This window comes from Marinomonas pontica, from assembly GCF_026191375.1.
Lineage (GTDB): Bacteria > Pseudomonadota > Gammaproteobacteria > Pseudomonadales > Marinomonadaceae > Marinomonas > Marinomonas pontica.
Genome location: NZ_JAODTL010000009.1, coordinates 41,715 through 60,463 on the forward strand (window position 1 = coordinate 41,715; position 18,749 = coordinate 60,463).

Genomic DNA, 18,749 nt, shown 5'->3' on the forward strand with positions numbered 1-18,749 from the left:
ATAGAAATCATGTTGCGGATTTATAGTCTATAGCATTTTAAACAGTTAATATGATCTTTCAAATTGTTCAAGGAGGAACACATGGAACAACTCAAACGATTGCTCTCAGATTTGGAGCGCATTTCATTTCAAGATATATCCGAAGTACCTAAAGAAAGGCAGCACGAAGTTGCTGAACAGATAGAGCAGCTGCAAGATAGCCTTTCAGCACTAAGTCAGTTTAAGAGAAATGCTGTCAAAACTATTTTGGTGCAACGTTAGGATGGCCATGTCTCTTTATTAAAGAAAAGGATAAAGCAGAAACCTAGCTCAAGTATTGGGCGGGGTTTTACGCATGTTAAAGTTAGTTCTGGCTAGTTGATGGGGCTTCAACCATTGTTTCCACTAAGTCCTAAATTAAGTTTTGATTGCTTCTATTGTCTTGCTAGCCAAACGCTTTCTCTACTCCATAACTATGGAGATCATAATCATAGGTGCATCTGACAGTGCTAATTTGAGAGATAGCATAAGTATTTATATGTGTTTTTATACAGTAAAATGCTTGCTGGAGGTGATATCCAGTAAGATATACTTTAAACTGGACACTTTCTCCAGTAGAATTATTTCTTTCTGGAGGGCTTCTCCAGTGGGAAATAAGATGCGAAATAATACTATGATAGACGAAAAGGATTACCCTCTCACCTTCAGCGGTCATGAAACATTCCCTCTTAGGCAGATGTGGTTGAAAAAAATTGTAGATATTGCAGATATTAATGGCGATATTCCTAAAAAAAGCTTCTCGGAGCCTGAAATAATTGCAGAGCTTGGCGTGGGTAAAAACATGCTATTATCTATGAGGCATTGGGCTGTGGCCTGTGGAGTAATGTATGAAAAAACAACGAATTGTTTTTCTCTTAGTGACTTCGCGAAGCAAATATTAGCTGATGATGGACTAGACCCCTACTCTGAACACCCCTCCACAACGTGGCTTCTCCATTGGGCTTTGTCTACTTTTGGAACTAAAGCGACAACAATCTATTGGGTTTTCAATAAGATAAATAATTCCAGCTTTACTAAGAGTGATCTCAAAGTGCAGCTTAAGCAACTTTGTGATAGACGGCAAAAAAAGGTGTCCGACTCTTCACTTGTCAAAGATATTGAAGCTAGCCTACGTGGATATTTACCTAAATCTATTGGTGCGTACGAGGAAGATTATGCCGATCCGATATTTGGAGAACTTGGCCTTCTGAGTTCAGTGGAAAACGGACACTATGTGTTCAATAGAGGGCCTAAGCTATCGTTAAATGACGCTACTTTTACGTATGCCTTGTTGGATTATTGGAAGCCACGAAAGTCCATGTCGAGTACTTTGTCACTAGACGAAGTAGCCTTTGGTGAATCTTCTCCAGGTCGAATCTTCAAATTAGATGAAGATTCAATTGCCGAGAGGATGATGTCTATCGACGAATTGACCGGACAACGTATCACTTGGTCAAATTCTGCGGGTATTAAACAGTTGTCCAAAGGGGATTTTGATTTTGATGATCTTATGGCTGAAATGTTGAGGAAAGCATATGACTAGTAATTCACGGCATGTTTTGCTTGATGAGGTTGTTCAAATATCGCCTTATTACCAGCGGTCCATAAGACTTAATGATGACTTTGGTAGCTCCGATGCTATTAATGGTTATGTATGTCATGAGACAGCCAGAAAGGTTTTGTCAAATATGGCTCAGCAGGTAGCTTTGGCAAATCAGAGAGCCTTCACTTGGACAGGCCCTTATGGAAGCGGGAAATCTAGTTTAGCGCTTGCTTTTGCTACGGCAATCAGCACCAATAAAAAGCTGCGAGAAGATGCTAGGCGAGTGTTGTCACTTAATAATGTCGAATTCCTTTCAGATGCCTTTCCCGTCACGTCCAAAGGGTGGTTGGTTCTACCAATCGTTGGTGGTCATTTCTCTATATCTGAGGCTATTGCAAAAGTTATTAAAGAAAAAACTAGCAAGGAATCTGAGACATCACAGGACGTTTTGGATAACTTGCGGGAGTTGGCTCAATCAAAAAAATATGATGGTGTCGCCTTAGTCATTGACGAGATGGGCAAGTTTCTGGAAGCGTCATCTTTTGACAGTGATGATATCTATTTTTTTCAAGAATTAGCTGAGCTATCTTCACGAACCACAAGCAATTTCTTGCTAATAGGCATACTTCATCAAGCCTTTAGGCAATACGCAAAATTTCAACGCTTTTCTGAGCAAATTCAGAATGAGTGGGCAAAAGTTCAAGGGCGCTTTTCCGATATTCCTCTTGTGGCCTCTACTGATGAAGTTGTTGAACTACTAGGGAAAGCTATCTATGTTCCTCAGAAGTTCATTCCAGATGACGCGCTTTATCGACAGGTTTGTGTCAGTCTTGGCAAGAGAAGACCTGCTGTTAGTCTTGACCTTTCTGAAAAGCTTAGAAGTTGTTGGCCTCTTCACCCTATTACAGCGCTACTACTGGGGCCAATATCAAGACGTCAATTTGGTCAGAATGAGCGCAGTGTTTTTGGTTTTCTTGGCTCGCTGGAGTCTCATGGTTTTCAGGAATTCTTGCGTTCGACCGAACTTGGTCACGATATTTTTTACACGCCAGAAAATTACTGGAGTTACCTTAAGGCAAATTTAGAGCCGATAATCACGGTATCTAACGATAGTCATCGCTGGGCAGTGGCAACTGAAGCGGTTGAGCGTGCTGAAGCTAAAGGCAGTTATCTTCATGCATCAGTAGTAAAAAATATTGCCATTATTGATTTGTTTAAGAATGGTTCCGGTTTAGCTGCAGACAACGAACTCTTGAGAACAATTTACTCTCAACTGTCCACTAATGAACTGAACGCTATTCTTAAAGATCTGTCTGAGTGGAAGATCGTGGTCTTCCGTAAATTTAATGATGCATGGTCTGTCTTTGAAGGTAGTGATTTTGATATTGACGCGGCAGCGGCAGAAGTTAAAGCTCAAATCACATCCTTTGATCCCAACAAAATTGCAGACATCGCCAATTTTCCCCAGTCGTTGCTAAGCGACACTTGCATCTAACTGGAACATTGCGGTGGATGGGGTTCACTGTACTTTCGGCAGAATCATTGAATAAACATATCGAGACGTTTTCTTCAAATAGCGGTGAGTTTGGCCAATTTCTTTTAATTGCTGATGATGCTGAGATAGATTGGAAAAAAATTGCCTCAAAAAATTTAAAAAGCAATAGTACGAAGTTTGCTATTGGTGTCCCAAATAGAAGGGGCTCCATTGTTGAATTGGCAAAAGAACTGACAGTTCTGAAACAAGTAGCGAATAGGCCTGAGTTAGAAGGTGACCTTGTAGCGAAGAAGGAAGTATCTATTCGCCTCTCAGCAGTTAAACATAAATTAGATAGTGAGCTCTCCAACGCTTTGAAAAATGCGGTTTGGTATAGCTCAGTATCACCTTCTGGTTCCCAGCCTCATAGTTTATCCAAACTTGCGTCAGATTTAGCCGATGAATTATTTGCTAAAGCTCCAAAAATTTGGAGTGAACTTGTCAATCGAGAAAATCTGTCAAGTAATAGTGTCAAAGCTCGACGTGACTTGCTTTATCGGATGTTAAACCACGAAAAAAGTGAAGGGCTGGGTATAGATGGCTTCCCTGCCGAAAAAGGTTTATATCTGACATGTCTTAAGGTGACAGGGCTACACCAAGAAAATGCTGAAACGGGTGAATGGCATTTTGTTGAACCTACCAACGCTGATAGGAATATGCTATCAGCGTGGCGGGCCGCTTACGATTTGGTGTCTTCTTCCGATGATAATGTGAGCTGTGCTGATATTTATAGAGTATGGGGAAATGCTCCCTTTGGTATAAAAGCTGGTTTAATGCCTATCCTTTTATGGTCATTGATACTGTCTTGCAAAGGTAAATTAGCACTGTACAAAGATTCCTACTATGTCCCTGAACCATCGGAGCTAGACATCGACGAGTCGCTTCAAAATATTGGCAGATTCGAATTAAGAGGTATTCAGTTAACAGAAGAGCGTATTGAGCTACTAAGTGATATTGCCAAGGTGCTAAAAACTATCTTGGGAGATGCCGTATTCGATGAACCACTGAGTGCCGCTCGTGGTCTTGTTAGAATTGTGTACAATCTACCTCAATGGGTTAAAAAAACTCGAACTCTTTCTAAAAACACTGAAAAACTTAGAGATTGTTTACTAAGGGCATCTGATCCACACAAAGTTATATTCCATGATATGGAAGTGATTTTTGAATCAACAGACTCAAGTATTATTGCTGAAGAGTTGGCCAAGTCTATTCAGGAACTGAAACTAGCGCACTCTAAACAGCTAAAGGGGCTAAGGCAATTGTTGCTTCAGCAGCTGTCTGCTACTGATGGCAATTATGAACAGTTAAATAAGCGTGCAATAAACATATCAGGTACATCAGGTGAGCTTAAAGTTAATGCTTTCATCAATAGATTGAAGAGCTTTGATGGAACTAACGAAGCTACCTCTGATATTTTGTTCTCACTTCGAGAGAAGTCGCTCAATGAGTGGAGTGACCAGGATGTAATGTCTGTCCGGAAGGATATAGCTGAAGTATCGAAAAAGTTCCGAGAATTAGAAGTGGTTGCTTCGGTTAATAACAGAGATCAGTCCAGAGATGCTATTGCCATAGTATATGCAGCACCAGGAAAAGATTTCGTCAAAAAATTCGATATTGGCGAAGATAAGCGAGATGAGCTTGATGCAATTTGTGAGAGTGTTATTCAACAATTGAGCTCAGCAAATATCGAAAAGGATTCTCAGTTTGCTGTTCTAGCAAGGGTACTTGAAACGCTTTACGAGAAGGAAAAAAATCATGTCTGAGAAACATGTATTAGGTATATCTGGAGGCAAGGACAGTGCAGCTCTAGCTATCTATATGAGACTACATTATCCAGAACTAGATATTGATTATTTCTTCACCGATACAGGGAAAGAGCTACCAGAAGTATATGATTACCTTAGAAAGCTTGAGGGTTTTCTAGGGAAAAAAATTGTTAGGTTAAATGCGGATCGAGGCTTTGATTTTTGGCTAGCTCAATATAATAATTTCCTACCTTCAGCACAAACTAGATGGTGTACTAAGCAACTCAAATTGTTGCCTTTCAAAAATGGGTTAACACAATGCTTGATGACGGGCATACAGTGTATAGTTATGTAGCGATAAGAGCTGATGAAGAGCACAGGCAGGGCTATTCTTCTCATAACGACAATCTAAAGATAAAGATGCCTTTTCGAGATGACAATTATAACAAGGCAGCAGTGTTTGATTTGCTAGAGTCCTCTGGAGTAGGCATTCCTAAGTATTATGAGTGGCGGTCAAGAAGTGGTTGCACATTTTGTTTTTTTCAACAAAAAATCGAATGGGTGAATTTAAAGGAAAGGCATCCTGAAGCATTTGAAGAAGCCAAGCGGTATGAAAAAAATGCGATAGAGCACGACTCTCCATTTCTTTGGAGTCAAGGTGAGTCGCTTGAGGAACTTGAACAACCGTTAAGAATCATTCAGATAAAGTCGGACTTTGAGGCTCGGAAGGTGAGAGAGATGAAAAACCGACCTGTTAACCCTTTACATCAAGGATTAGAGTTAGATATCGACGAGCTTTATCTTGCAGATGAAGGAAATGGTGCTTGCGATATTTGTCATAAATAGTAACTATGATTTTTAGAATGGAAGGTGTGAAAATGGTTAAGCCAAGAGGGTTTAGGATTGCTGCAAGGGCGTTAAGGCAATTGGGGGCTGAATTGATAACCTCCGATGAAATTGCATTGAATGAATTAATAAAAAATGCTCTAGATGCAGGTTCTAAGCGTGTTAGGATCGATATAAATAACCCATTTAAGCTTTCTCGTACTAACTTAGTTACAAAGCTAATCTCTTCAACAAAGCAATTAACAAAAAGTGAGATTTTGGAGGTAATTGAAGATTGCATTGATGAAAATTCACCTCCTCTTTTCTTATCTGACTATGTAAGTCGAATAGAGTTCTCTGACCCAAAGAAAATAAGTAGTCTAGTTGATGAAATGTATAATGACTTATGCAGCATAACTATTTCTGATAATGGCGTTGGGATGGGAGAGGAGCAGCTACAAAACTCTTTTCTAGTTATAGGTACTCCTAGTAAGTGGATCGATAAACAGTCTGACACAGATAGTGAGCTTTTAGGAGAAAAGGGAGTTGGAAGACTATCAATGATGAGGCTTGGTAGATATGCATCGGTGTCATCAGGTAAAGCAGAAAGTAAATATAATCATGAAATAAACTTTGATTGGTCTTTGTTTGATGACCCTAACTTATATCTAGATGAAGTTGATGTGCCAGTGACCAAGGGGCAAAGTAAGATTGCTGAAGAACAAGGTACAAGTATTTTAGTAAAAGGTATCTACGCTCATTGGAATAGGGCTAAAGTTTCAAGTTTTATCAATGAGTACCTGAGACGACTGCAAAATCCGTTTAGTGAAAGAAATAGATTTCCAATAGATGTATATTTTAATGGAACACGTCAGCCTATTGAAAGAATTTACTCATGGTTTAAAAAGGCTGCAAACTTTTCTGCCTTGATTCAATTTACAGTGGAAAAGACTGGGGAGCTTTCTTTGCGAAGAGAGTTGACTTGGAGAGGAAAAACAAGTCCTGAAATGAGACTTTGGACTGAAAAAGACTTACTTCGAGAGCTTGGAAATAATGATCAATCTAATTTCCACTCAGCCTTAGTTAAAAAGACACTTACAGAACTTGGTTCAATCAAGTTAGATCTTCTATGGTTTAATCGTAGTGACCTGAATGGTGCTTCTATTGACTATTCGTCTTCACAGATAAGGGAAGAATTGAATTTATGGTGTGGCGGGTATGCTATATATCGGGATAACTTTCGCATAGGAATGACGGGGAGTCTTGAGGATGATTGGCTAAAAGTAGATACTGGCTCTCTAAAATCTAAAGGTTTTTCCTTCAATAGGTACCAGACAGTTGGTGCACTTTCTATCACGCAAAAAAATAACCCATTATTACTTGATGCAGCAAATAGAGAAAAATTAATAAACTGTAATCACCTTGATCTCCTAAAAGATATGCTGACAGAACTGGTAAATAAAGACCTTAAAAGTCATATCGAATACTTTAAAAATAATGAGGTAAAGAAAGCATCATCTGAAGCTACTGCGCAAGAAACTTTAGAGGATGCCAAAGCTCGATTAAAAAGAGCTAGAGAAAGTGCGACAAGTCTTAGGAAAAGTGTGGGTAAGGAGCAGCAATTAGTCGTCAAAGAAATCGAACATGTACTTAAATCTCAATACGAGAATATCCGGAAGTATGAACATGCAATGCTGTTATCTAAAGAGCAAAGGATAGAAGTGCTAGAATTAGCTGGGTTAGGTATGGTTGTAGATAAAGTAGTACATGAGCTTGCTAGACTTACAGAACAAACAACGATTAGTCTATTAAAATTGGAGAAGCAAGGTCAGAATGAGGATTCATCACATCTCATTAAAGTTATTCGCGAGCAAATAAAGGTAACGAATAAACGGATTAGAACAGTAGACTCCCTTAGCCCATCAGGGAGAAACAGAAAGGAACTATTTGATCTAACAAAAGCAGTGCTAGCTGTTATAGACGGATTTTCAGGAAGGCTTTCTCGACACAATGCTGAGATACTATTTACAGTAGACGATCAACTTACTATTCGATCCTTTAACGTAGAAATGGTGCTTGGTTTAGCCGCTTTAGTTCTGGAAAACCTTCTGGCAAATTCTATTTATTGGTTGCAGCAAGGCCTTTTTCGAGGTGAGAACAAACGGAAAATATATATTAATATTGACACTCAATCCTATACGTTATCGGTTAGAGATAATGGCCCAGGAATAGATCCATCAAATAAAGATGATATATTTAGGGCGTATTTCACAAGCAGGCCTAAAGGAAAAGGTTTAGGTTTGTTTATTTGTAGAGAGATTGCGGATTATCATCAATGCTCAATTTATTTGGATACAATGCCTGAAGCCGATGGAAGGCTTAGGACGTTTGTACTTGAATTACCCAAGAAAAATTGATCACGGTGAGTGTGGAGTAAATAATGAGCAGTGATGCCAACCTAATAAAAGTTGTTATCTTAGATGACGATCTAAAATCACCTACCTTGAGTGTATCAGACAACACTATTAAAAAAGTTCTAAATGATGATACCTCACCTGAGTTTGAGAAAACCAAAGAGTTCATGAAGGTAAGTAGGATTTTCGAGTCGGATGATTTGGATGAATTATTATCCTTTATCAACTCTCAGGATTTTATAGAAAGAGTTCTATATAGAGGAGATTTTCAAGATCTTTTTGACGAAGATTATAGAAATGGAATCTTGGCTTTGATTGCTGAAATAAAGGAAAAAACTGTCCAATTAAATCCATTTCTTACTGTTTTTTCTGATGAAACAGAATTTATTTTAGAAAAAAGAATTACGAGGCCAGAAAACCCAAGTGAATTAGCTGAATACGATGTCGTCATTATGGATATCATGATGGGAGATGACCTTGATAGTGACTTTCCAAAGCTAGCTAAATATTTAGGAGAAGTACATCGTGCGGGAAATAATCCAGCTATTTTTCTTATTTCCTCAAGGGATGAGTTAGAAGATAGAAAGCGGATGTTTCGCAAGGAAGCTAAGATAAGCTCGCTGAGTTTTTGTATAATGACGAAGACAGTGGAACTAATGTCAAAAAGTGCCGAAACCAAAATTCGGCTGGCTTTTGGCCAAATGAAGAAAAGTAAGTCTGCAAGTGAAGCTTTAGCTAAGTTAACTCTGCATTTTGAAAATGCAATTGTAGAATCCGCAGATCGCGCACTACACACGTTGTGGAGTCTTGACTACCCATACCTACAACAAATGTATGCATGTGCTGATAGGGAAAACGTTTCTTTTTCTGAACACCTCCTAACCGTATGTAACAGTATACTGCTTTCCAAATTGGAAAGTAATCAAGAGTTAAGTCAATCACTAAATGACCTTAAAAACGAATTAAGTTCTCAACAGGAAAAGTATTGTGGTTTCTCTAATGAAGCTGAAATTGCGATGCATGATATGGAAGCCGCATTACATTTTACAGGTAAATCTGTAGGTGAATTAAATTTTAGCCCTTCTTTACTAAATAAAAAAAGTGAGATAGGCAAGGTTGTGGTGCACACGCTACCTTTCGGATTAGTGCTATTGAAGCCGCCTTATATTCAGAGCGGATCATCTGGTTTCATAGAAGGGGCGGAGGTACTCATTAATTGTACTCAACAATGTGACTTAAGTAGAAATATCATCGAACCTGGCACCAATTTGGTATTTGTTCAAGCTGTTTTGATTAAGTCACCAACTGGAAATGGATACTTTCTCCCACTACCGACAGACATTGATAATGGGAATCGATGGTGGCTTTCAATAGATGAAAAAAAATTCATGCAAAGTCCTTTTATGAATTCATTCGTCATTTTAATACCACAGGTTTTTTTGCAATCTCTCAGGCTAGAGATAGTGTAGTTCGTCAAATTCGAGAGCGCTCGTTTCATAATATGTCACGGATCGAAGCGGCAGTTAAAACTGGGCATAATAATATGTTCTATGTAGATTTGATTACTCTTCAATCGGAAACTGTTTCGACAAATAGAAAACGATTTACAGTAAATAGTGTCGAGAAAAGAGTGCTATTATATGAATTTCCTAATGAAAAAAATAAGAGTTATCATTTGTTAGATCAGGATCATGTTGAAGTGATAACTTGGCTTATGAGTAGCTCTGAACATCTGGCAAGTAAAATTCCGTTTGAACGTCTTGAAGAAATTCTGAAAGATGAACTTCCACAAAAGATGGATAAAAAAGTAGCAATATCTTCAGTCAATTTTGGAATTCAGAGTTCACTAGATTATGACATGTCTCAGCTAGTAAGCAAACAAAACCCTGTCGCTGTTGTATTCGTACAGGCTGAATACTGATATTAGGGAACATGCGATCAAGTCCAAAAAAATCGGTAGGATGAAGTTTTAGTACGAAAACAGCCTCCAGTCCCTTTGTTCTTTTACAGTGAAGAAAGTTAATAATAGAAGATATATGTATTTCTGTTAGTGACTGATATGCTAATACTCTATATCGATTTAAGGATTCTTATACTCAACCTACACAGTGCCGCCTCAATATTGATCTAAGATTACTTGTTAAATTCTGGGCCCATCTTGATAGCTCTGTTTCTGACAGAGTATCTGAAGTAGATAAGTATTCGGGATGATTAATAGCTATGAGTGTGTAATCTTCAAAATACTTTTTAGCCTTTTTTTGGGCTTGTGCGCTCTTCCATTTGTGATTGGCTCTAGGCCAGCGATTTTGACGTGCTGTTATTTCCAAAAATATTTTGAAGTCTTGTTCTGGCATGTACTGAAAATCGCTTTTAAAAATACAGAGTGTGCTGCGCCCAGGTTCAGAGCCTTTTAACTCCATTTCAGCAAGATATATAAAAGTATTTTGGTTTACAATAATCTCCACCCAAGCTATTTGTCTTAGTCGTCCATAGTCCATTAAATGCCATGAATATCTTCTATTACTGTTATGAAGAAAAGTAGTAACAATTTCACCATGTTGTTCTAAAATAGAATCAGCTGCTCTAGTTACAATCTCCCATTTTCTTTCAACATTTTTAGCTCTTAGATATGGAATCATTTTTATGAAATCTGATAGTTTCCTATCTATATGGTCTATATGTGAGTCAAATTCGTTTTTTTGAAGTTTACGTTCATCTGAATCATCAGTAACCATGTCCTCGTATGAGTATAGATTAGATTCAGTTATTGAATCTCCAACATATACAGGATCATTCGTTTCATTAGTACGATAATGCTTAAAATTCATATTAGCCATGGCCGAAAATCGATTGCTTGAATTCAGTATTACAGTATTACCTGATAATGTGTTGGGCGGCTCATTTGTTTCAGGTACATCAAATTCATCGTCAAATGGGCTTTCAATTAAATCATTTGCATCTCCGGCTTCCGGTGTCCATGCTTGAGGATCTTTAGAATACGGGTCGGCAAGAACTTTTGTCTCAAAATCAACTTTTTTATCGCAATGGATTATGTTAGCAGCAAATATAGCCCATATGACTTTATCATTTGTTTCATACTTAAAGCGCTTACCCGCGATTGTTAAGGTAGATATACCTTTAAATGGGAAGGTGGCTTTCAGTGCTAATGGTTGTAGCTTTTTTTCATCTTTCACCGTTGCATTAGTGATTTGAACAGACTTGATATAATTGGATGGCATCGACAACCACTCTTTTCCTTGTTCATCCCAGTTCCCGCGATATGCAACGAACTGTTCAAGTCTATTTAACGGTCTTTTTATTTTTATGTATGGATCTTCCCAAGAAAAATAGTTCTGAGTATCATTTGTTAATACTTTATTTGTAAAGCGGTCACTTACACCTATGTAGAAGCGATATAGCTCACTGCATGGGACTACTAAAAACTCTGTTAGAGGGTCATCGAGGACTGGAACAATTGCATAAAATGACTCGTTTTCAATGCGCTTTATGTTCTTGAATCTAAGATCAATAGCCATTGGAGGAAGTATCGAGTCAAATGAGGTGCCATCAATAGTTATCCCTTCATTGGGTTTTAGTATCCTGATTTTTGATGTATCGATAGTGTATTTTGTTTCAAAAGGGGAGGGCCGATTAATTCTTTTGCCATATTCCCAGCAAGAGCCAATTAGAAACTCTGATAATCGATTCAGAGGCTCTAGTATCCATGCTTGTTCTCTAGTAAGTTGACCAAGCTTCAGCGGGGAGTGTACACCTTCACTTTTTATCTTAGAGATAGAAATAAAAACTTGTGGAATATATTTTTCACTCAGCTTGATAGAACTGATGCCATCGACACGCCAAATACCTTCCTTATTTCTCAGCTTTTTTGACTCAAACAAAGAACTTCCTCACAACTAAAGCTATTATCAATTAGCTATGTGTATGAAAATACAGCTCAATTGTCAACACAAGAACTTCTTTAATTGGATTTTTTTAGCTTTTGAAGCAATAACTTAGCTATTTGAGTGACTTCAACCTATCCCGGCAAGTCCCTTTATGCATATTAGCAAAAAGAGCAATGGTCTTTGTTGTCGGGATGATAGAGTGTGTCTTTAAATAATGTTGGATACTCGATAGTTCATCATCTGTTGCTGTGTATATTGACTTATCGAGATGCCTATGGATGATCGTGCTTAGCCAATATGGAGGAGGCTCTGAAAGATCTTGAAATGTTGATTGTGAATAGATAGTACCGCTAGCCAACTGAAGAAGCCGATCGGGCCACTTATCTAAAACCCAAAAAGCAGCTAATAGAATTTTCAGCCTTTCTTCTATAGGTCGTTGGTCAAAGCTTTCATGTGAACCGGAGCTCGAATTAATGTCTATACCAGTAAATTTCAGAATGTTAGCTTTAACGCCACTATTAAAGTAACGCTTTCTGAGTATGGAGCTTATTAAAATCCACAACCCATTAAACTCTTGTAATTCCATTGGTTGTTTTAAAAGTGGTATACAGGGCTGGTTTAAAGTAAACGCTTTCAGAAATGCTAAATACCCACTAATTAATTCAGTATATTCCGGAGGAGTTGTAAAGCTACAATTAGTCCATAGTGGAAGTGTGCATGAGCTACATAGTCCAAGGTCATTAGCAGGCGTTTCGAACTTTGCTTTTCCAATACCCATACGTTGATAATCGATGACACTATTACAGTGAGGACAACTGTCCCTTAGTAAGCAGTGATGTTTCTCACATATTACAATAAAAGACAGCCGCCAAATGCGTTTATAGTAATTAATAGGGTTTTCTGCGAAGCATTGTGGGCAGTACATGATCCCTTTTTTTCTTCTAGTTCTATGGTAGATACCTAAAGGTAATATCCAGCGTGAATTGCTGTTGACAATTACCCTCTCAGTGATGCGACCTTCAAAACTTGTTAGCATCATTTTTTTTATTTTTTCAGAAGTTAGTCCTGTTTTTTCTTCTAGACTATCAATTAAGCTTGGTACAAAAAATTTGTCGATATCCCTAATGAAAATTGAAGAGTCTAACCCAAGACAACTTTTGTAAAGCGCATGAGTGTAAAGTCCATTTTCTAATGCTATGCGAGTTACCCAAGATGATAATAGTTCATCTTCAAATGGTTGAGGGTGCATAGGTAAAAGCATTCTTAGATGCTCCGACTAGCCTCTCTTGATCGATCACTTGGAGGCGTATAACCACAACTAGATATGATGTCATTAGTAATTTTTTCCTCTCCAGATTTTAAGGCAAACGTAGCAGCTTGATTTAAAAGTAAAGAAAGTTCACCAATAGTTCCCTCTGAAGTGGCGTAAATCTTACGACCCAGTAACCCTGAATGTAAGTCAGAAGGCTCTTTTAAAGGAAGTATGGACTCGAATGTTCTTAAGAGTTGCCTATAATCTTGATCAAATTTCCATTTTGGCAAAAGTATAGGTTGAAAGCGGTTTTGTATTTGCGGGTCAATGCTTATTGCTCTTAGTATATCTTCTGTTCCACATGCTATAAAAGATATTCGTAATTCGTTCCCTAAGTTTTTTATTGCATTTAAAAAGTGTTGCCGCTTAAGCGTCGACCCAGCCAAAGAGTTGTGTAATTCATCAATGCAAAGTACTTTCACCCCAATATCTTTTAGTATCTGGATTGTCCTTGTTCTCTTTGCTGAAGTAGAGGCAGAAGGGACTCGTTCATATAGAGAGGATAAAATAGTTGCATACAGATCTGCTTCATTAGGGGACGGCGGTGCTTGAATATACATAACAGGAGCAATGATTTTTCCACCATCCGCATTTGGGTCAGGTAAGTGAGATTGGCAAAATTTTTGAATTAAATCGGTCTTGCCATTATTCGTTCTACCCACAAGCATTAAATTTGGCATCCTAGCTACTTTAGGATGACGTAGCAGGTCTTCAAATTTTTGTAAGGTTTGGTGCGCCTTTGGGTAACCAATCCACCTTGGTGTAGAAATTTCTATCAGCCGCTCATCCGTTGAGAGGTTCATTTTTTTAGCGCAGCTAGGATGTAAGTGCGGAAATTCATTCATTTCATACTCCCGTTAATAAAGCTCGACATCATTGAAAGGCTGTATATCTTCAAGAAATTCATCTTCAAATGTAGCCTCAGTAGGCAAGACTTCGGTTCGGTGAGTGACTTCTTTATGCTCTACTTCCCAATTATTACGCCTTTCGGCCATGCGGCGTTTTCTTTTTTCTGTAGCTCTTTGTTGCTTGGACAGACGAGTTTTTTCAATGGCTTGTGCTTCAATTTCTCTCATCCTGTTAATGCCTCGAAAGATGACTTCTTCATCGATAACATAGGCATCATTTTCTTCTATTAAGCTTTTCTTAACGGCTTTCAATTCCCATAAGCTAATAGAAGGACGAGAAGTATTTAAATACGGAATTGGAATATATCTTTCTGTATCTGGGTCGAAAAAGTAAATGGTACTAATATCCCTAGGGTCTCTAGCAAAAATGAATTTTCGCGTTTGTTTAGGATTGACTTCATCTACAGCCCCAATCCATTTTCTTAGTGCATCTGAATAGTAATGTACATAATCAATTTCAACGCCTTGCCGTTGAATTGTTCTTTCGACGTAAGGTGTAAAGTCTAACCGTAATGTCTCTTCATCCTCGATTGGTGCCGGTAAACCAATTCCTGGTTTGTCCTTATCTCCAAAAATGCACTCCATATAAAGCTTAATCGGTGGGATTTTATTGATTCCCCTATGTGGTCTATGGTGATAGCAGTAAACAAGGAATATAGTAAACCAAAGTTCTAGTTCTGAAAGTGTCATAACCGCTTTACCTTCAGAATTGTAATTTAATTTTTCCTTTACATTAGAAAAGGTTGTTCCAGGGAGGGTATGCGTTTCTTGCATAAATGTACGAAATGCTCTTTCAACATGAGGGCCATAGTTAGGCTGTCCTTTAGGTCTGAATTCTAAAATTATTCCGTGTTGCTGGCAGGCTCGCTTTAACATATTTCCACGGAACTCTTTTGCGTTATCTACGTGTATTTTCTGCATTTTCCCATAGATAGGCCATTCAACTTCAATGTCTCGTTTTGCAAGCCAATTGTCTTTTGGAAGTATCGCATTTCCTATGCATAAGCCTGCTGAAGATGATCCTGGAGGATCGAGAGTCATCTTAAAACCGCTGATCATTTTAGTTGCGACATCGATGGCTATAGTTAGGTATGGGCGACCGATAGGCAATCGATGAAGTTCGTCAACAATGATTAAATCGACTGGGGTATGGTCAATTTGAACAACGGCATTCGGATAATCAGCTCCTGGAAAGCTACCCGTTGTAGGTGTATATTTTTGTTTAGATGCTTTCACTCCTAGCCGTCTTTTTAGAGCTTCTTTATCTTCTATTTTTTGTATTCTTGAATACACGGTATTTTGATGAGGCACAGGAAGGTCAAGATTTTTGCATTCGGCTTTAATTAAATTAAATACCTTTGTTATAGATTTTCTTTCTTCTTGCAGGTATTCATTTTGAATGAATGCTTCGATTAACTCTTCTACCTCCTTGTCTAGCTTTGTCTCTCCACTATCTGACCTTTTCTGACGAAGCAAAGAAGAAACAAGGCCTGTTTCTTCAAATTGTTTAATCCAACGATAGATTGTTGCGATGCCTTTGCTGTGCGTTTCAGCTACTTGCTGTACTTGTTCTGCACTTCTATGGCGAATGGATAAAAGGGGTTTAATTATTTCGTATCGTTCTAGTGCTTTTTTCCATTCTTTGTCTTCAGCTACCAAATGAGAGCTGCTAGGTTGATTTTTATCTGATGGTAAGTATAAAGAAACCTCACGAAGTGGTGCTATATCAGTTTTCCCTGATTCAACTAGACGGATAATTAGTTCTTGAAAACCTTTAAATTCAAGAACAATCGCGGCACTTCCTTTCCAATAGATTAATTGCCCTGGTTGGATAGTTTTCATAGCGTCTCCTTAACCCAAATTCTATTGTTCATGGTTAGTGGCTGGTCTAAATCACAGTCAATTTTTCGGTTCGCAATGAGAGTCCAGATCATAGGAATCATTTTCGCTCTGTTGTAAGGTGAACTGCATAGAGCTGTTAGTAGCAAATCCGGGTCAGCCTCCTGTAGGTCACTCAGTATTGACAGAATATGGTTTTCCATTTCTGTTTCGATAATGGTGTTTTTATACGGCCAAAGAAATTTTGCATTGTCTAAAAATGGCGTTCTAATTTCTATTTCAGTAAACACCTTGAACGTCCACCCTCGCGATGTGGCGAACCGCTTAGCCGCTCGGAATTTCGGAAGTAACTCTTTCCATAAATTCTTAAGGTCTTCTCGGTATTTAATTTCATATAGAATTGGGCTGATGTAACAATCTTGCTGGAAATGTAGTAAACCATCTGGTGTATAGGATCTTGGCTCTTGTTTACTATTTTCATACTGGATAGTAACTGGCTGAGGAATGATTTTTTCAAAGTTAGACTCAAATCGCAGTCTTTCCATAAAATCACGTTCTAGAGTTGATTCATAAGAGCCAATATCTGGTACGACACCAGAAACACTTCTATTGGTGATTCCTATCTTTCGGGCTTCAGATGTGTAAAAAGGCTTGCTCATTATTAAATACCTGTAGAATTTAATTCATATTATCACTTAGTTATGTTTCTTACAGGGAGGCGGATCGATACCAAAACCGGGAGAAGCGTCGTTGGCGCATTGTGGTGTTTTGTTCTTAGATGAGCTGCCAGAGTTCGACCGAAAAGTGCTCGAAGTGTTGCGTGAACCTTTAGAGAATGGCGAAGTACACATCTCGCGTGCTCGTGGCCAAGTCACATTCCCCGCTCGTTTTCAGCTAGTCGCAGCAATGAATGCCAGTAACGAAGCGTACAATGGAGGGCAAGATTATTATCAATCCAGCGCCAGCCAAAAATACCTGAAAAAACTGTCCGCGCCTTTTTTAGACCGTATTGATTTGCACGTTGAAGTGCCGCCGTTGCCGTCCAATGTGTTGGTTAACGCGGATGAAGAAGGGGAGTGCAGCGACAGTGTGCGTCAGCGTGTTGAGCTGGCAGTGGCCAGACAGCGTGCTCGACAGGGCGTGCAAAATGCACAGCTAAGTGGCCGTCAGTTGGAAGCTATTTGCGCGTTAAGCCAGGAAGATAAACAGTTTATGCAACAGGCGCTGGAAAAATTGAAACTGTCTGCGCGTGCTTATCATCGGGTGTTGAAAGTTGCGCTTACCTTAGCCGATCTAAATGACTCTCCTGTTACCAGAGCGCATTTAATGGAATCCTTGAGTTATCGCAAGATGGAAAAAACCTTGTCGATGGCGGTGTCGTCTTAGTCTGTCAAGGCGTCATGTTTTTATCCCAAAAAACAACGACCTAAAAAGTAGGTTGTTTTATCGACTTATGATAAAAATAGCGACAGACAATCATTGAGATGCACTGTATGAATAAGCTGCCATTGATACTGGGGATGGTGTTTTTTAGCACCACGGTATTGGCTGAATCGCGAGGCTATGACTTAGAGCTTGGTCCGTCGTTATCCTATATTGATTACAACGAATACAACGATGTATCTCAGAGCGGAACGGTGTCTGGGTTTAGAGCTCGTTATTCGGCGTATTATCCTTTTTCGGTATCTTTGTTGGATGTGGCTTATGTCAATAGCGATATAGATTATAAAGGCGAAGGGAAAATAAGCAGCGTCAGAAATGAAATCTACGACGTGCGAGGCATGATTGGACGCGCTTTTTTTCTAAATGGCGCGTATCGCGTGACGCCCTACTTGGGGTTGGGGTATCGCCGCTCGACGATGGACTCCCGAGGAAAAACATCCAGCACGTCCGTGGCGGGTTATAAAAGTCAGCAATCGTATGTTTATAACCCGATTGGCATCGAGATTCAGGAACTGATGAGCGATCAATCGACGTGGGCTGTTGGCGGTCGTTTTGAATACGATGGTATTTTATCGGCTAGAAACGAAACACGTTTGGGGGCGGCTGATGGTTATCGATCTGTCACCTTGAGCCAGCGGAATGGGCGCGGATACCACATTTCTTTGCGTTTCCAACACTTTTTGAATGAAAACGGCAGCGGTATCGTGATTGAGCCTTTTTACAAGTATTGGTCGGTATCGGGCAATAACAGCCGCAGTGTGTCTAGCCGCGTGGGAAACCATTCTTCTAACCAATGGGGAGCGTCTTTACTGTTGTCTTTTTGATACTGTTTAAACGCTTTTCATTTCGTTACAATTCTCTTCCCCATTTTGGGGCTAATAATAACTAAATTGTGGTTGTGTGCTCGTTTTTGTCGATTTATTGGCGACAAAGTCGGGTGCCTATGTGGAGTCTTGTTCTATGGTTATCCAGCTGTTCCCCCTTTGGGCGTTGTTGCTTTCGGCAATTGCCTTTTTTCAACCTGACTTATTTGTCGGTTTAAAAACTCAAATCGTTCCTTTGTTGACCATTATTATGTTGGCAATGGGATTGACGCTAAGCCCCGCTGACTTCAAACAAGTGTTGAAGAATGGCAAAGCGGTGGGCGTTGGTGTTTTATTGCAATTCTTGGTGATGCCCATTGCGGCATTTGGCGTGGCGTTTGCGTTTGGCTTTGATACAGAGCTGACGGTAGGTATGTTATTGGTCGGCAGTGTGGCTGGC

Annotated in this window: 16 protein-coding genes and 2 pseudogenes; 13 read left to right on the plus strand and 5 right to left on the minus strand. The window is 39.1% G+C overall.

Going from position 1 to position 18,749, the window contains the following annotated elements:
- Positions 1 to 81 precede the first annotated feature (81 nt).
- The 9 genes from N5P32_RS01210 (at position 82) to N5P32_RS01250 (ending at position 10,000) form a co-directional block, all read left to right on the plus strand.
- Positions 82 to 261 carry a hypothetical protein gene (locus N5P32_RS01210; RefSeq protein ID WP_265727385.1) on the plus strand — a complete coding sequence of 60 codons (180 nt, stop codon included), beginning with the start codon at positions 82 to 84 and terminating at the stop codon, positions 259 to 261.
- Positions 262 to 637: 376 nt separating this feature from the next.
- Entirely contained in the window at positions 638 to 1,561 is a 924-nt protein-coding gene (locus N5P32_RS01215) for a DUF4007 family protein (protein WP_265727386.1), read from the plus strand.
- Complete coding sequence (locus tag N5P32_RS01220) at positions 1,554 to 3,056, plus strand: hypothetical protein (RefSeq protein ID WP_265727387.1); 1,503 nt, start codon at positions 1,554 to 1,556, stop codon at positions 3,054 to 3,056. Before N5P32_RS01215 ends, N5P32_RS01220 begins: the two co-directional genes overlap by 8 nt.
- 47 nt (positions 3,057 to 3,103) lie before the next feature.
- Positions 3,104 to 4,858 (plus strand): hypothetical protein, encoded by a 1,755-nt coding sequence (locus N5P32_RS01225; RefSeq protein ID WP_265727388.1) that lies wholly within the window; start codon positions 3,104 to 3,106, stop codon positions 4,856 to 4,858.
- Complete coding sequence (locus N5P32_RS01230; RefSeq protein ID WP_265727389.1) at positions 4,851 to 5,195, plus strand: phosphoadenosine phosphosulfate reductase family protein; 345 nt, start codon at positions 4,851 to 4,853, stop codon at positions 5,193 to 5,195. Before N5P32_RS01225 ends, N5P32_RS01230 begins: the two co-directional genes overlap by 8 nt.
- On the plus strand, positions 5,159 to 5,686 hold the full coding sequence (locus tag N5P32_RS01235; RefSeq protein ID WP_265727390.1) for a hypothetical protein: 528 nt from the start codon (positions 5,159 to 5,161) through the stop codon (positions 5,684 to 5,686). Before N5P32_RS01230 ends, N5P32_RS01235 begins: the two co-directional genes overlap by 37 nt.
- Before the next feature lie 17 nt (positions 5,687 to 5,703).
- On the plus strand, positions 5,704 to 8,082 hold the full coding sequence (locus tag N5P32_RS01240) for a sensor histidine kinase (RefSeq protein ID WP_265727391.1): 2,379 nt from the start codon (positions 5,704 to 5,706) through the stop codon (positions 8,080 to 8,082).
- 23 nt (positions 8,083 to 8,105) lie between these two features.
- Positions 8,106 to 9,548, plus strand: coding sequence for a response regulator (locus tag N5P32_RS01245; protein WP_265727392.1), 1,443 nt, complete (start codon positions 8,106 to 8,108; stop codon positions 9,546 to 9,548).
- 32 nt (positions 9,549 to 9,580) lie between these two features.
- On the plus strand, positions 9,581 to 10,000 hold the full coding sequence (locus N5P32_RS01250; RefSeq protein ID WP_265727393.1) for a hypothetical protein: 420 nt from the start codon (positions 9,581 to 9,583) through the stop codon (positions 9,998 to 10,000).
- A 175-nt stretch (positions 10,001 to 10,175) separates the two neighbouring features.
- On the opposite strand, the gene N5P32_RS01255 is transcribed toward N5P32_RS01250, so the two are convergent.
- From N5P32_RS01255 to N5P32_RS01275, 5 genes are all read right to left on the minus strand, one after another.
- Complete coding sequence (locus tag N5P32_RS01255; RefSeq protein WP_265727394.1) at positions 10,176 to 11,978, minus strand: hypothetical protein; 1,803 nt, start codon at positions 11,976 to 11,978, stop codon at positions 10,176 to 10,178.
- A gap of 118 nt (positions 11,979 to 12,096) precedes the next feature.
- Positions 12,097 to 13,245 carry a TniQ family protein gene (locus N5P32_RS01260; protein WP_265727395.1) on the minus strand — a complete coding sequence of 383 codons (1,149 nt, stop codon included), beginning with the start codon at positions 13,243 to 13,245 and terminating at the stop codon, positions 12,097 to 12,099.
- 2 nt (positions 13,246 to 13,247) lie between these two features.
- Positions 13,248 to 14,141: a TniB family NTP-binding protein gene (locus tag N5P32_RS01265; RefSeq protein WP_265727396.1), complete on the minus strand. Its 894-nt coding sequence runs from the start codon at positions 14,139 to 14,141 to the stop codon at positions 13,248 to 13,250.
- Positions 14,142 to 14,153: 12 nt separating this feature from the next.
- The gene (locus N5P32_RS01270) at positions 14,154 to 16,046 is read right to left on the minus strand and encodes a Mu transposase C-terminal domain-containing protein (RefSeq protein ID WP_265727397.1); all 1,893 of its coding nucleotides are present in this window, start codon (positions 16,044 to 16,046) and stop codon (positions 14,154 to 14,156) included.
- Entirely contained in the window at positions 16,043 to 16,702 is a 660-nt protein-coding gene (locus N5P32_RS01275) for a TnsA endonuclease N-terminal domain-containing protein (protein ID WP_265727398.1), read from the minus strand. Before N5P32_RS01275 ends, N5P32_RS01270 begins: the two co-directional genes overlap by 4 nt.
- Positions 16,703 to 16,763: 61 nt before the next feature.
- Between N5P32_RS01275 and N5P32_RS01280 the strand changes: the two are divergent.
- The 4 genes and pseudogenes from N5P32_RS01280 to N5P32_RS01295 form a co-directional block, all read left to right on the plus strand.
- Positions 16,764 to 17,075 (plus strand): annotated as a pseudogene (locus N5P32_RS01280) (ATP-binding protein); the annotation flags it as partial.
- 15 nt (positions 17,076 to 17,090) lie between these two features.
- Positions 17,091 to 17,429: a magnesium chelatase subunit ChlI family protein gene (locus N5P32_RS01285; RefSeq protein WP_265727401.1), complete on the plus strand. Its 339-nt coding sequence runs from the start codon at positions 17,091 to 17,093 to the stop codon at positions 17,427 to 17,429.
- Positions 17,430 to 17,536: 107 nt separating this feature from the next.
- Positions 17,537 to 18,310, plus strand: coding sequence for a hypothetical protein (locus N5P32_RS01290; protein WP_265727399.1), 774 nt, complete (start codon positions 17,537 to 17,539; stop codon positions 18,308 to 18,310).
- 76 nt (positions 18,311 to 18,386) lie between these two features.
- Positions 18,387 to 18,749, plus strand: a pseudogene (locus N5P32_RS01295) (hypothetical protein); the annotation flags it as partial.